Here is a 14,702-nt window from a genome sequence, read left to right on the forward strand (position 1 = left end):
GACCCAGGTGTGAAAAAGGCTTTCGGCCGACTATCACGGTCGGCGAATCAGGCTAGAGTAATCAAACTTTCGCATTTCAGGAAACACGCAAGAGATTTGGCCCTTGGTAATGGCGCGGCAGGCCCTGATCGTTTTCCTGGCATGGACCTGTTCCACTTTCGCCGTGCCCCCGGCGCTTGCTGCGACCGGTCGGGCTTCCCTCGCCGAGGCCCTGCAATCTCTCGCCCGGCGCGGCCATCTCTCGATCCTCTTCCGGCCGGAGACGGTGTCCGGGCTTCAGGTGGCCAAGCCCGGAAAACCGCGGAATCCCGAGGCCGCGCTTGACGAATTGCTGCGCGGTACGGGCCTGCGCGCAAGGCGCATCGCGCCACGGACCTTCATCATAGAGCGCATCGAAGTCGCCAAGTTCAAAGGTCCCGGCGAGGCTTCCGTTTCATCCGGCGAGCGACCTGCCCATGTGCCGCCGCCCTCTTCCATCATTGTGACCGCACTGCGAAGACCCACGCTCCTGCTGGACACTCCGGTCAGCATGATTGCGATTGACGGGCAGGAGTGGAGTGAACTGGCGGGTAGAACGAATGCCGACGTTGCAAGGTTGGCCCCCAGCCTGACGATCACGTCGCAAGGTGCGGGGCTGGACCGGCTGTCGCTACGCGGTGTGATCAGTGCAGGCGAACCTAGCGTCGGGCTCTATTACGGCAATGTTCCGGTTCTGGGACCTTCGGGCTCGACTTCGGATCCTGGCCTGATGACGCCCAACCTGCTGTTGATCGACGTCGATCGGATCGAGGTGCTGCGTGGGCCGCAGGGGACTCTTTACGGCGCCGGATCGCTGGCAGGCACCATGCGTGTGCTCTTTCGCCAGCCCGATCTCGATGCCTATTCCGTCGATGTCGATGGCTCCGTCTCCTCCACGAAGGGTGGCGGAGTTGGTTTCGACGCTTCGTCGGCGATCAATCTCCCACTCGTGCCTGGACGCGCGGCGCTGCGTGCAGTCACCTATCGCCGGCGCGAGGCGGGCTTTGTCGACAATGTGGCGCTCGGTCTGGTCAACATCGGCAAGAGGGACGACGCGGGTGCGCGTCTGGCTGTGAAGTGGGAACCCGACCCGGACTGGTCGCTCGCGATCGAAGGCGCCTATCAGAAGACCGTGTATGACGATTTCGGAAGCGGCAGCGGTGACGTGGGCAGGAACCGGACCAACCGCGCCGTTCGCCTGCCTTTTTCAAGCCGGTTCTGGATGGCTTCCGCCGTCGTTCGTGGCGCGCTTGGCACGACCGATGTTGAACTTTCGGCTTCGCGCTACCGTTGGCTGCCTCGCCGGAGTTTCGATTTCACCGCCGTCCTCGAAGATCTGCGCGGCGACCCGCAGGCCTGCGCCGGCTATTTCGAAAGGCCTGCGACATCGGGATGTACAGCGGCCGAACTCACGCAATTCGGCAGCTATCTTAATTCCGCGACGCCAGCCGTGCTCGATCAGCCTCTGCGTGTCAGCAGCACCTCGGCCGAATTGCGCCTGTCCGGACGGGGTGCATTGAACTGGACGACCGGCTTTTTCTTCAATCGCCGCACCGACAAGGGGGAGAGCCTGGCTCGCCGTACGGACGAGCGCGGGATGATCGATGCCACCGCTCCCCTGGTGAGCCAGCGGTGGTTTGCAGGGTCCCTCAATCAGGTGGCGGCGTTCGGCGATGTGACATGGAATGCGCTGGAGCGCCTTCATGTCACCGCGGGTGGGCGCATTTTTCGGTATCGTCGCTCGGCAAGCGGAGAGAGCGTCCTGCGCAATCCCGCGACAGAGGTCTACGGCAGCGAAGGCATGCAATCGTACGTGTACTCGGTGCGGGGCACGGTGGGACGCATTCGCTTCGACTTCTATCCTCGGACGGATTGGCTGATCTACGGTGAGCTGGCGCAAGGATTTCGGCCGGGCGGCGTCAACATTGTGCCGGGACTGCCGAGCGACGCTGCGGTATACCTTGGCGATCGCCTCGTCAGTCGGGAAGTAGGCTGGCGCGTGTCGCTGGCGCGCGATGCGATCCAGCTCAGCGGCGCTGCATTCCGCCAGGTCTGGTCGGACATAGAAGTCTCTGCCATCACGAACAACGGCGCCTTCGGCATCATCAGCAACCTGGGAAGTGCGCGTATCGACGGGGTCGAACTGGGACTGAAGGCCCGGGCCGGTGGGCACTTCGAGGCGAATGTGCAGGCGACCTACCTCGATCCCCGCCTGACGTCCGATCAGGTAAGTGAGATCGCGCAGGCCACCGGCCGTGCGGGCGATCGCCTGGGCCTCGTTCCCCCGTTCATTGCAAGCGGTGTCCTGACGAGCCGCTGGGATGTCGGCGGCGACCTCGCGTTCAAGCTGGCTCTTTACGGCCATTTCAGCAGCCGCCACTATTCGATGACCCACCGCGCTGACGACCGGACGATGCGCATCGGCAGCGCCGGATCGATCGACATGCGCGCAATCCTGCAGGGATCGGCGCATTCGGTGACTGTAGGGGTGACCAATCTGACGGGAAGCCAGGATCGTATCTACGCTTCCAATCTCCTGATCGCGCCCCGGACGATCACGCGGGTCCGTCCCCGCACCGTCTCGCTCGGCTTCAACGCAAGCTTCTGATTCTCAGACGCGATCTATCGCAATCTGCTGCACTGCAAAAAAACTTTCATAATTCGGTGCGGACTCGCTTCGGCGCTGCGTCTTCCTCTGTGAACGCCCTTCGGGTCGCACTCGCGGGGGCAAGGTGGGGCGTGGCTTTGTGACCGGAACGAACGGCAGTGCAGGCGGTATTGGCGGACCTTCGTCCGGTCATGGCCTGTCTGCCGTAACGTTCGTCCGGAACCGGGCTACGCCGCATCCCATTCATCCCGATCAAAAACAAAATCGTCGCCAGGGAAGGATCGCAGGGGAGGCTGGCTTATCGCCAACCAAAAACGTCCTGTACCAAGGGGGGTATCTTTGCACATGAAGTCTTCGATCACCATGGCCGCGCTTCTGGCCGCTGTATCCGCATTCCCGCTCACGTCGATGGCCCAGACCAGCGATGCTGCCGCCACCAGCGAAAGCGCAAACGAGGGTGTCCTTGCCTCGGGCGACATCGTGGTGACCGCCCTGCGGCGCGATTCCACCCTGCAGGAGACCCCGATCAGCATTGCGGCGCTGAGCGGCGATACGCTGCGCGACATGGGGTCCAGCGATCTTTCCGGCTATTTCCGCCAGGTGCCCAACCTCAACGTCACGCAGGGTCAGATCGGCAGCAGCCGCATCAGCATCCGCGGCGTCAACGCGGCCGGTGAAGCCACCGTGGGCCTGTACTACGACGAGACGCCGGTCACCGGGCCGAGCGGCACGACACAGGACCCGGGCTCGGTAGCGGCCAACCTCAACCTGTTCGATGTCGAGCGAGTGGAAGTTTTGCGCGGTCCGCAGGGCACGCTTTATGGCGCAAGCTCGATGGCAGGCACCTTGCGCATCATCTTCAAGAAGCCGGATGCGTCGACCTACGAAACGGCTGCAGAGGCCGAAGCCTCGGCGATCGATGGCGGCGGTACCGGATATGGCGCCAAGGCCATGGTCAACATACCCATTGTGGAAGATAAGCTCGCGGTTCGTCTTGTCGGCTACTACCAGAAGAAGCCGGGCTTCATCGACAATGTCCGGTACGGCGACAAGAACATCAACGACAACACGGCGCGGGGCGTTCGCGCACTGATCGGCTACGAGCCCGGTCCGGACACGACGGTCACGGCTACTGCCATCTACGAAAAGTCCAAGGCCGACGATCTGCAGGGCTGGTATCCGCAAGTCGGTCGCTACAAGACGGACTCGCGCGTCCGCCTGCCCTTCCGCAGCGAGATGCAGCTCTACAATCTCAAGGCGGACCAGGATTTCGGCTTCGCCACGCTGACCGCCACGGGTACTTACTACAAGTTCAACATCGTGCGCGCCGTCGACTTCACGCCTGCAGTGGCAGCGCTTGGATCGCTGCCCAGCACTTGCAGCGCATACTATGGGCAGAGCGCCGCCTGCTCGGCGGATCAGCAGAGCGACTTCAGCGATTATGCCTCCTCTGTCCTGCCTGCGATCGGGTATCAGCCGGCTTGGCTCAAGTCGCAGAACTACGAAGTGCGGCTGGCGTCCAACGGCACCAACTTCATCGACTGGACGATCGGCGGTTATTACGAGCATCGCAAGGATCACATCGACAGCAACACGACCAGCGTGAGCCCGGTCGACGGGTCGGTACCCGATCCGCTTCGGAACCTGAGCTATCGATACGTAGAAACGAAAGTCCGGCAGTTGGCAGGGTTCGGCGAAGTCACCCTGCACCCGACCGACAAGCTCAGCCTGACCGGCGGCCTGCGCTATTACGACTACACGAAGACGACCGGTGGCGAGGCAACGCTCGCCAGCCCGCTGACGGGGAGCGTTCTTGCCGATTATTCCCGGGAGAAGGCCAGCGCCAACGGCCTGATCCAGAAGTTCAATATCAGTTACAATTTCACCCCGGATTTCATGGCCTATGCCTCGGCGGCAAAGGGCTTTCGTCCCGGCGGCGCGAACAACATTCCGATCCTGCCGGACAACCTGATCGCTTATGACGCAGACAGCCTGTGGAACTACGAAGCCGGTGTAAAGACATCCTGGCTGGGCGGTGACGTTATCTTCAATGCCGCGGTGTTCCAGATCGACTGGAGCAACATGCAGCTTAGCGCCCGTACGGCCGATGGTCTTTATTCCTTCCTCACCAATGCCGGTGCGGCAAGGATCCGTGGTGGTGAAGTCGACCTGACGGTTCGTCCCCTGTCCGGCCTCTCGCTGTCCGTTTCAGGCGGTTACACCGACGGCAAGCTGACCGAAGACCAGGCGAACGAAGATATCCTCGTGACCGCGTCGAGCGGCAAGAAGGGCGATCGCCTGTCCAACAGCCCGAAGTGGAGCGGCGCTGCCTCCGCCGCCTACAAGTGGGCGCTCAGCGATCGCTTCGATGGCCTGCTGCGTGCGGACTTTGCCTACACCGGCAAGATGAAGTCGAATGTCAGCCGGACCGATCCTTACCTCACCTACTACGGCGATTACGCAACCCTGAATCTCAGGGCAGGTGTCGAGAACGAGACCTGGGGCATGGCTGTCTACGTCAACAACGTCACCGATACGGTGGGCAACGTCAGCCAGACCAACGGCTTTGGCTACAGCAACCTGACCTTCTCGATCCAGCCGCGCACGTTCGGCGTCAATTTCCACTTTGCAATGTAAGGAGACCCAACCGATGAAGAAGTCACCACTCTTGCTGCTACTGGCAGGACTGGCTGCCTCTCCGGCGGTTGCGGCTGTGCCCGACCCCAAGGCAGACCTTGCGCGGATCGATGCCGTGCTCGACAAGAACTACCCGCAGCTTCAGGCGCTTTATGAGGACATCCACGCGCATCCTGAAGTTGCCTTTCAGGAAACGCGCACGGCGGCCTTGCTGGCCGCAAGGATGCGCAAGCTCGGCTTTACCGTGACCGAGAAGGTCGGCGGCACCGGCATCGTTGCGATTTATCGCAACGGTGACGGTCCCACCGTACTCGTGCGCACCGAACTTGACGGTCTGCCGGTCCTGGAAAAGACCGGGCTGCCTTATGCCAGTCATTACACGCAGGAAATCGACGGAAAGGTCACGCCCACGATGCATGCCTGCGGGCATGACATCCACATGACTTGGTGGGTGGCCACGGCCGAGGCCCTGCTGGCGATGAAGGACCGCTGGCACGGAACGCTGATGTTCATCGGCCAGCCTGCCGAAGAAACCGTCAGCGGGGCGAAGGCCATGCTCGATGACGGGCTGTTCACGCGCTTTCCCAAACCCGACTATGGGTTCGCGGCCCATGTCAGCCCTGAGGCTTCCGGCAACGTGCGTTTCAAGGAAGGCACCTCTTCTTCGGCTTCGGACCAATTGCGTATTACCTTCAAGGGCAAGGGCGCCCATGGATCGATGCCCGCTTCGAGCATCGATCCGATCGTAATGGGCGGGCACTTCGTGAGCGACGTGCAGTCGATCCGCAGCCGGGAAGTCGATCCCGGGAAGTTCGGCGTCATTACCGTCGGCAGTTTCCATGCAGGCACGGCGCCCAATATCATCCCCGACACCTCGGTTCTGCAGCTTACCTTGCGTTCGCACGATCCGGAGGTGCGGCAACAGCTCATGGACGGCGTCAAGAAGACGGCCGATGCCGTGTCTGCCATGGCTGGCGCGCCCGAACCGCAGATCGATTACCTTTATGGCACCGCGGCACTTTATAACGATCCGAAGCTGGCGGACTCGGTTGCGGCCGTGGTCAAGGAGGCCGTCAGCGGGAAAGTCACGGTAGAATCGGAAGACAAGCCCGCAGGTTCTGGGAGCGAAGACTATTCGGAGTTCGTGACCGCAGGCGTGCCGTCCGTCTTCGTGGGCATCGGCGGCGTCGATGCGGATGTCCTGGCGGGATACGTCAAGAAGGGTGAAAGGCCGCCGGTGAACCACTCGCCATTCTTTGCACCCGACCCCGAACCGGCAATTCGCGCAGGTGCGCAGGCGCTTTCGCTGGCAGTGCTGACGGTGGCAGGCACCGACTAAGCCTGAATGGGGACCGCTTCTGCGGTCCCCCAATGTGGCCCTTGCATGAAAAAGCCCCGCATGTCGCAGTGACATGCGGGGCTTTCTTGTTCAATGGCTGCGCCTGTCAGGCGCCTTACCGTATTACTTGAAGACCGGCGAAAGCTTCGGGCGGTCCTTGCGGGCCGGCTTCGAGCTGGCGGTGCTGTCGGCAGTCGAAGGCGCAGCAGCACTCTTGCTTTCGGGGGCCGGGCTTGCCGTGTTGGCCGCGGGAGCTGGCATTGCAGCCGGAGCTGACGCGGCCGCGCCGGCGTCCTTCTTGCTGTCCTGGGCCGCAGGGGTCTTGGCGGTCGCTGCCTTCTTGGCAGCGGGAGCCTTCTTTGCACGGCTCTTTGCGGGGGCCTTGGTCGCCTTCTTGGCGGGCGCGGCCTTCGCTGCGGCAGGAGCTGCGTCTTTCTTGGCCTCAGGCGCGGCAGCTGCCGGCTTGGCGGCCGTATCGGCTGCCTTCGCGGCGGGGGCGCTCTTAACCTTTGCAGCCGTGGCGCTCTTGGCCGCGGTCGACTTCGCAGCAACCTTGGGCTTGCTTGCGGTCTTCTTGGCTGCGGAAGGCTTCGCCTTCGCCGGAGCCTTTGCAGGGGCCTTCGTCTTGGCCGTCGCCGGTGCGGCTTCCTTGGCCGCAGGAACGGCCGTGTCCTGGCCGCTACGGTCGATGTTCTTGGCGACCTTGCGGCGCAGTTCCGAATAGGCTCTTGCCACGATGGGGTAGTCGGCGGGCAGGTCGTAGCGCGTCTTGTATTCGGCTTCGGTCAGGCCGTGCTTGCGAAGGTGACGCTTGAGCGTCTTGAACTTCTCACCGGTGATGAGTGAGACGATGAAGTTCGGGTCGCTGTGCGATTCCTTGGCGGAAACCGCTGGCTTTACTGCAGCGGCAGGCTTGGGTGCTTCAGCGGTTTCTGCCTTGGCAGCCGGCTGCTCCGCCTTCGGTGCTGGCGCTGGTTTCGCAGCGGCGGGCTTGGTGGGCGCCTTTTCCTCGACTTTCGCCAGCGCGGGCATCGGCGCATCTTCACCGAATTCCGAAACGGCCTTGAATACATCGCTGAGCAGCGAAGGGAGCTGAGAGGCGTTCAGCTTGTTGTTGTTCACAAAGGCTGTGACAAGGTCCAGCGAAGCCTGACGTGCGTCGAAATCTGCCATATCCATCCAACTTGAAAGTAGCTCTGCACGAGCGGGAAGAGTCTCAAAAACGCGCCCATAAACACTATTGGTATATTAAGTGTCAAATATCCGATTGCATAGGGTGAAATGACCATACCTCCTACAGGTCTGCGCAGCCGGGTAAATGGGCATGAAAAAACCCGGAGGCCTGCCTTGAAGCCCCCGGGTTCGAATTTGTTTCCGCTTGGTCAGAATTCTTTGCGCACCGTCATCCCGATCTTGCGCGGACTGCCGATATTGTATCCGAGACGTGCCCGGCCGCCGCGTTCGCGATCCAGCGACATCAGGGCGTTCTTGTCCAGCAGGTTATTGACGTAGACCGACACGGACAGGCCATGGTCGAAGTTCACGCTCGTCGAGAGATTGACGAGGTCGTAAGACGGAAGGCGATAGGACCCGAAGTCATAGGCTCCGGTTCCGAAAGCACCCGTGGCGGGATCGTAGAAGATCGAATTGGTAAACGATCCTGCCCCCGGTTCCTGATCCGCAAGCTGCGTGAAGCGATTGCCGACGTGCTGGTAGCTTGCGGTAAGGGCCCAGTCGATGCCGTCGCTGATTTCGGTTTCGTAAGTGGCCGAAGCTGAAATCTGGAACTTGGGTACGGTCGGCAGGCGATTGCCCTTGCGGATTCCGGCGATGACGGCACCCGATCCATCGACGACGGTGCTGTCGATCTTGGAGTCGATATAGCTCCCGTTTACCGTCACGTCGAACCCGGTCATGAGCCGGGCGGCGAGTTCGGCTTCGACACCGGTCGTATGGGCCTTGGGGACGTTGAACAGCACGCGCGAAGAGCAACTGCCGGCATCTGCGGTGACCTGGAGATTCCGGATCTCGTTATGGAATACCGCACCGTTGAAGGTGATGCCGCCGGTATGGGCCTTGATACCGCCTTCGTAGTTCCACAGGGTTTCATCGTCGAAAGTCGGCCGGTTGCCGTAGGTCGCCGCATCCGGACCCGTCGCGCCGCCCGAACATAGCGGGATATTCAGTGGATCGTTGACGCCGCCCAGACGGAAGCCCTTCGATGCCTGCAGGTTCACCGTGACATCGGGGCTGGCTTCGTAGCTGGCGATGAAGCGCGGGGAGAAGCCGTTGGAGCTGGTCTTGTCGCCGATGTTGCGGTCGCCATTGGCAAAGATGCCGCCAGAGATGAAGTCGCGCTTTTCCTTGAAATCATAGTAGCGACCGCCCGCGGTGAGCTTGAACTGTCCCAGCTTGTAGCTTGCCTCGCCGAATACCGCTGCCTGCTTGATGATGTACGGGATGTCGGCGTTGTACGGAGAGTCCGCCGGGAAGCCGTTCGCGACCGAGGCCGAGGTTCCGGCGCCGAGAGCGGCGTCGACGATCGCATCGTAGCCGGGGGTCGGCAGGCGCTGCGCATATGTGCGGTCAACGTGGCTGTAGAAGCCGCCGAACACCCACTGGAACGGGCCGGCGTCCGTGGAAGCTAGGCGCAGTTCCTGGGTCCATTGCTTGAGCTTCGTCCTGTCGCGCAGTTCCGATGGCAGGTTCGCCAGCGAACCGTCGACGCCCAGGTCGATGGCGAAAGGCGAGACGGATACCGAGCCGGTCAGTGCCGACGCATCGCGGGCGACGAGAATATTGCGATGGATATAGGTCGTCACCGAGGTGAGGGCGATTGCGTCGGTCAGGTCCGCATTGATCGTGAGGTCCGCCAGCGTCGTCTTGTCACGGAACTCTTCACGCAGCTTGAGGTACTGGGTGCGCTCCGAAAGCGTTTGCGAGGCATCGATCAGCGGATTGTAGTAGAGGTGATAGGTGTCCTCGCGGTTGAAGCCGTTGGTCTTGATGTCCTGATAGATGATGCGCGGGGTGACCTTGATGCCCGGGCTGGGCTCCCACAACACGCTGGCGCGACCGCCATAGCGGTTGCCGTCGTTGATGTTCTTGCCCGCTGCCGGGCCGATCGCATCGACGAAGCCGGCGTAGTGTTCGGCGTAGCCCACGACCCTCAGAGCAGCCGTTTCGCCCAGCGGCAGGTTTACCGCAGCCTTGCCGTCATAGCCGACATCGCCGCCCTTCAGAACATTGGCGCCAGCTTCCACGGTGCCTTCGACAATGTCGAGCTTGGGCTGCTTGGTGATGTAGCGCACCGTGCCGCCCTCGGAACCTGAACCGAACAGCGTGCCCTGCGGGCCGCGCAGCGTCTCGATGCGGTCGAGGTCGAACAGGTCGAAGTCGGGCGTGAACAGTGACAGCGAGATGACCGACTCGTCCATGTAGACGCCCACCTGCTCCTTCACGCCGGGCTGGTCGCGTACGACCTGGCCAGCGGAGACGCCGCGGATCGATACCTGGCTCTGGCCGGGGCCGAGGTTTTGGACGGTCAGGCCAGCGATGGAGCGCGACACGTCCTCGATCGAGGTTGCGCCCGACCTGCGCATGGCTTCAGCGGTCTGGGCATTGATCGAGAAGGGTACGTTCTGGATGGATTCGTTGCGCTTGGTGGCGGTGACGATGATTTCGTTGTTGTAGGCCTGGCCTCCGTTCTGATCGGCTTGGTCCTGTGCGACCGCGGCAGCGGAAAAGGCGATCATGCTGAAGCAGACGCCGCCGATAAACATGGCCTTGTTGTGAAGTCTCGTATTCATTTCGTTCCCCTCCCTGGTGGAGAAATTATTGAATTCTATATGGTTATATTCACGAGTTTACTGGTTCCAGATCCGGTTTTCCTCCTGTGCGAGTATCTAATCCGATCTTTCGCTTTTGGCGTGTGGCAGTTGCACAGGGCTTGCGATTTTCAGCGCTCCGTTGCTTTTTCGCAACGTATCCGCGACACGCTCGTCAGGCCCACGGGAGACTTGTGGTTTGGCGGTCCTTGCGAGACTAAGGCCTGCCTCGACGATCCGGTGCGAGCCGCTGAGGCGATCGATGCGCGCGCCTACGTCGCCATCCGTTCAAGACTGCAATTGCGGGAAAACGAACTGCTGCAATGGTCGCGTAAGCGCATTGCCCAGTACAAGGTGCCGCGCATATTGCGCATCGTTCCCGGCCAGCCGCGAAGCCCGGGCGCAATGGTCCTCCCAAGACCGGATTGCGCGATTGAGCCCGGGTGGTTCTCAGGTGCCTGCTTTGGCGGCGTCCTGCGCCGGCGTGCCGCAGGCCATGCAGTAGCGGAAGAATGCCATCTTGCGGGCACTGCATTTGCTGCAGTGGTCGAAGAGCGTCATCCCGCAATGGACGCAGAAGTTGGTTTCGCTGCCTTCCATTGCAGCGATCGGGCGATCGCAGCCCGGGCAGACCTTGGCAGACATCTTCTTGAAGGCTTCGTCGTGCGAAACCAGCTTGCGGCGTTCCTCCTCGGCCTGTGCTTCCACTTCCCTGCGCTTTTCCAGGTAATGACGCATGTTCTTGATCAGGAAGTGGCCGGCAGCAACGGTAAGCAAGATGCCAACGCCGTAGCGGATGTAGCCGCCGTAGCTGGGCAGGTAAGGCACCAGTTCGACAAAGAAGACGAAGACCGCGGCAATCACGAAGCCTCGTGACAGGGGCCAATAGGCGCCCTTGCGCCGTTTGGCGACCAGCCAGGCGGCGAGCAGCAACATCGGCAGGGTCAGCGCCAGGCGCAGCAGGAATATTCGCAGTTCCTGCCAGAACAGGGCCTTCTCAAAAGCCGGATAGGCCGCGTCCTGAAGATCGGCCTGCTCCTGACGCAGCGCCGTGGCGCGCTGTTCAAGAGGCAGGCGTTCGTTCTCCAGCGTGTTGAGCCGTCCCTGGATCGCGCGTTCGTTACCCTTGAGCTGCTCAAGCTGCCGGGTGCGTTGAACCACTTCGGGGTCCTGTTGGGGATCGGTCGTCGCGGTGCGGGTCTGGATCCACGCCTGGAAAGTTTCGGTGGCGGTCTGCGAGGCGCGGCGCGCTTGCTCCAGCTGGAGCCTTGCAATCTGGAGCTTGTCGTCGATCGCCCCGCTGCGGTCTTCGGCCTGCTTCAGCTCGCTTTGCAGCTTTTCGTCCCGGGCCTTGTCGACGAACTGTTCCGGCGAAACCGTTGTTTCGACTTGAGGCAGGTCGCCGATGACGAGATTGCCGAAGCCGACAATGAAGCCGGCGAAGATGACCGAAACCGCCCAGAGTACGATCAGATAGGCCCGCTCAGGAACCCTTGCTCCCTTTATCATCTTCCAGCCTCCCGCGCCCTGTTGATAGCGCGAGGCTTATCATGGCCATCAGGACTGTAAAGGCATTCGGGCCGGCGTTAACATCGAAGGGCTGCGGGCACTCGTGTTCTTCCTGATTGTGCGTGCCGGAAAAAAGTGCCGCGCCGCGTGGATGAAATCCGGAGCGCCGCTCGTTCCTTCAGGGAAAGCCTGTCATCGAACCTGACGAAGCTTGGAACCCAATGGCCTGAGGCGCGCCCATGACGATTGCAGACACGATTACAGCAACGACTATTGCAGCCCGGTGGGGACGGCCCTGCACCAGACGTCCGACCTTTCTTGCCTAGCCGAACTGACGAGATTTTCCATGCACACCATTCAAGCGAGTGTGGCAGCCATCTTGCTGTCGCTGATGACCATGCCTGCCCTTGCTGCCGAGAGCGATGGCACGCTCCGCCCCCCGCCGCAGTGGTCGGGGGAAGTCAGTTCCGGCGTCACCTACCAGGAAGGCGATTATGGCACCGACGACAAGTTCGAAACCCTCTCGGTTCCTGTGGCGGCGGCGGTATCGAAGGGGCGGTTCCATCTGAGCGCGTCCATTCCCTATGTCCGCACGACTGCGCCGATCGGGGTCATCGTGAGCCAGGGCGGCCTGCTGGGAACCCCGCTTTTCGCGTCCGGTTCCCTGAGCCAGGAGCGCACTTCGCGTGAAGGGATCGGCGACCTTACCTTGCAGGCGGCCGTAGACCTGCCGATCGGCGATTTCGTGACCACCTGGGTAACTTCGATCAAGGTGCCGACGGCATCGAGCGCAAAGGGGCTGGGGACCGGCAAGGTCGATTACGCGGTTACCGGGCAGATCGCCCGCCCCATCGGCGCGATCACCCCCTTCGCTTCACTGGGTTACACGGTACTCGGCGAGCCCGACGGGTTCGATGTGCGCAATACCCTGAGCGGTTCGGCAGGGGCCCGCGTTGCCCTTGGCCACAGATCCTTTGCAGCCCTGTCTTATTCCTACGAGGAGTCGGCCATCGACACACTGGCCGACAGGGAGGCGCTTGGGCTTGGTATCGGTACGAAGCTGAATGACAGGATGAGGCTCAGTGTGGAAGGGGCTGCCGGGCTGAGTGAAGGCGCTCCTGCCACCAGTGTTGCCGCCCGGATCGGCTTTGGGTTCTAGTTGGCCCGCCAAACCGGATCGACGGGCCCAGATCGTCACTTTTATTATCGTGGCAATTCATTGACAAGTTCCGGGTAGGGCCACAGTTTGTGCAGAGCGCAAGTGCCCGGGTTTGCCGGAATTGAGGCGTCAGTGACCATAGATTTCCAATCGCTCATTTCGCTTTCGCCCAATCCCTATGTCCTTATGGATCGTAACGAGACGATCATCTGGATGAACGATGCCTATTTGCGCGCGACGATGCGCACCAGAGAATCGATCATCGGCCGGCGCATGTTCGATGCCTTTCCCAGCGAACCGGGCACGGAAAGCTATGAATTGCTCAGCGCTTCGTTGAAGCGCGTGGTCGAGACGGCAGAGGTCGATGAAATCGCGCTTATCCGTTACGATATCGCTTCTCCCGACGGTTCCATGGAGCAACGCTACTGGAGCGCGACGCACACGCCGCTGCTGGATAGCGACGGCAGGGTGGACGCGATCCTGCAGCACACTGTCGACGTGACCGAGTTGCACCGCCTGCGCTGCTTGCGCGACGAAAGTGGGCTGGTCCGGCGCGCCGATGCCGTGCAGCACCGTAACCTCGACCTGCAGGCCCAGCGTGCCCGGCTGACAAGGATGTTCGAACAGGCGCCCGGGTTCATGGCGGTCCTCGTCGGACCCGAGCACGAGTTCGCCATGGTCAATGCTGCCTACACGCAGCTGGTCGGGCGCGAAAAACTGGTGGGGCGCAGATTGGCCGACGCGCTTCCCGAGGTTGTCAGCCAGGGCTCGATCGCTCTTCTGGACGAAGTGCGTCTTACCGGTCGTCCGTATCACGGTCGCTCCCAGGAGATCTACTTCGAGGCGGTTCCCGGTGCACCTCGGGACCGGCGCTTCCTCGACTTCATCTATCAGCCGATTTTCGAGGACGGCGAGGTTTCGGCGATTTTCGTCCAAGGGCAGGACATGACCGAAGTGGTCGAGGCGGCCCGCCACCAGGACCTGCTGATCAATGAGCTCAACCATCGGGTCAAGAACACCCTGGCCATCGTCCAGAGCCTGGCTTCGCAATCCTTTCGCAATGTCGAGATGGCCGGCAGCGCGCGGCAGTCCTTCGAGGAACGGTTGCGGGCTCTGGCAGGTGCCCACAACCTGCTTACAGATGCCAGCTGGCGCACGACCTTGCTGGACGAAGTCGTGCGCGAAGCGACCGCACCTGCGGCCGGGGCTGACGCCTGCCGGATCGAGGCGAACGGTCCGGTCATTGCCCTTTCTCCGCGTTTGACCGTTGCCCTGACCATGGCTCTGCACGAACTCACGACAAATGCCATGAAATATGGCGCCTTGTCCAACGACGCGGGCCGGATTTGCATCGCTTGGTTCCGGGAGGCCGGGAATAGCGATTACCTTGTACTTGACTGGCAGGAACTGGGCGGACCGCCCGTAAGGCCCTCAGGCCGGAAGGGCTTTGGCTCGCGATTGATCGAACGGGGCCTGGCGGCCGAATACGGCGGCAAGGCAGAACTCGATTTTCGCGAAGAGGGCCTGCATTGCCGCATTGTCCTCTATGCCCCCGAAGTCTCTGCTGCGTGAACAGTCACGAATGCGAGGGCGGGCGTGTTATTG

General features: G+C 61.8%; 8 protein-coding genes. 5 read left to right on the plus strand and 3 right to left on the minus strand.

Annotated features, from left to right (window positions below; genetic code table 11):
* Positions 1-109 precede the first annotated feature (109 nt).
* The 3 genes from J3474_RS08285 (at position 110) to J3474_RS08295 (ending at position 6,602) form a co-directional block, all read left to right on the plus strand.
* A complete protein-coding gene (locus J3474_RS08285; RefSeq protein WP_207093767.1) occupies positions 110-2,626 on the plus strand; it encodes a TonB-dependent receptor domain-containing protein in 2,517 nt (838 codons plus the stop codon).
* 345 nt (positions 2,627-2,971) lie between these two features.
* A complete protein-coding gene (locus J3474_RS08290; RefSeq protein WP_207093768.1) occupies positions 2,972-5,263 on the plus strand; it encodes a TonB-dependent receptor in 2,292 nt (763 codons plus the stop codon).
* Between the two features lie 13 nt (positions 5,264-5,276).
* A complete protein-coding gene (locus tag J3474_RS08295) occupies positions 5,277-6,602 on the plus strand; it encodes an amidohydrolase (protein WP_013836581.1) in 1,326 nt (441 codons plus the stop codon).
* Between the two features lie 123 nt (positions 6,603-6,725).
* Here the strand turns inward: J3474_RS08295 and J3474_RS08300 are convergent, their stop codons facing one another.
* The 3 genes from J3474_RS08300 to J3474_RS08310 all read right to left on the minus strand — a co-directional run bounded on the left by J3474_RS08300 (position 6,726) and on the right by J3474_RS08310 (position 11,938).
* Positions 6,726-7,775: a MucR family transcriptional regulator gene (locus tag J3474_RS08300; RefSeq protein WP_242528269.1), complete on the minus strand. Its 1,050-nt coding sequence runs from the start codon at positions 7,773-7,775 to the stop codon at positions 6,726-6,728.
* A gap of 209 nt (positions 7,776-7,984) precedes the next feature.
* Positions 7,985-10,411 (minus strand): TonB-dependent receptor, encoded by a 2,427-nt coding sequence (locus tag J3474_RS08305; RefSeq protein WP_242528270.1) that lies wholly within the window; start codon positions 10,409-10,411, stop codon positions 7,985-7,987.
* Between the two features lie 468 nt (positions 10,412-10,879).
* On the minus strand, positions 10,880-11,938 hold the full coding sequence (locus J3474_RS08310; protein ID WP_207093770.1) for a zinc ribbon domain-containing protein: 1,059 nt from the start codon (positions 11,936-11,938) through the stop codon (positions 10,880-10,882).
* 391 nt (positions 11,939-12,329) lie between these two features.
* Between J3474_RS08310 and J3474_RS08315 the strand changes: the two genes are divergently transcribed.
* Together J3474_RS08315 and J3474_RS08320 are read left to right on the plus strand one after the other, a co-directional pair.
* Positions 12,330-13,097 carry a transporter gene (locus J3474_RS08315; protein ID WP_242528271.1) on the plus strand — a complete coding sequence of 256 codons (768 nt, stop codon included), beginning with the start codon at positions 12,330-12,332 and terminating at the stop codon, positions 13,095-13,097.
* Positions 13,098-13,229: 132 nt separating this feature from the next.
* On the plus strand, positions 13,230-14,669 hold the full coding sequence (locus J3474_RS08320) for a sensor histidine kinase (RefSeq protein WP_242528272.1): 1,440 nt from the start codon (positions 13,230-13,232) through the stop codon (positions 14,667-14,669).
* The last annotated feature ends 33 nt before the right edge of the window (positions 14,670-14,702 follow it).

Source organism: Novosphingobium sp. PY1 (assembly GCF_017312445.1).
In the GTDB taxonomy this organism is placed as follows: Bacteria; Pseudomonadota; Alphaproteobacteria; order Sphingomonadales; family Sphingomonadaceae; genus Novosphingobium.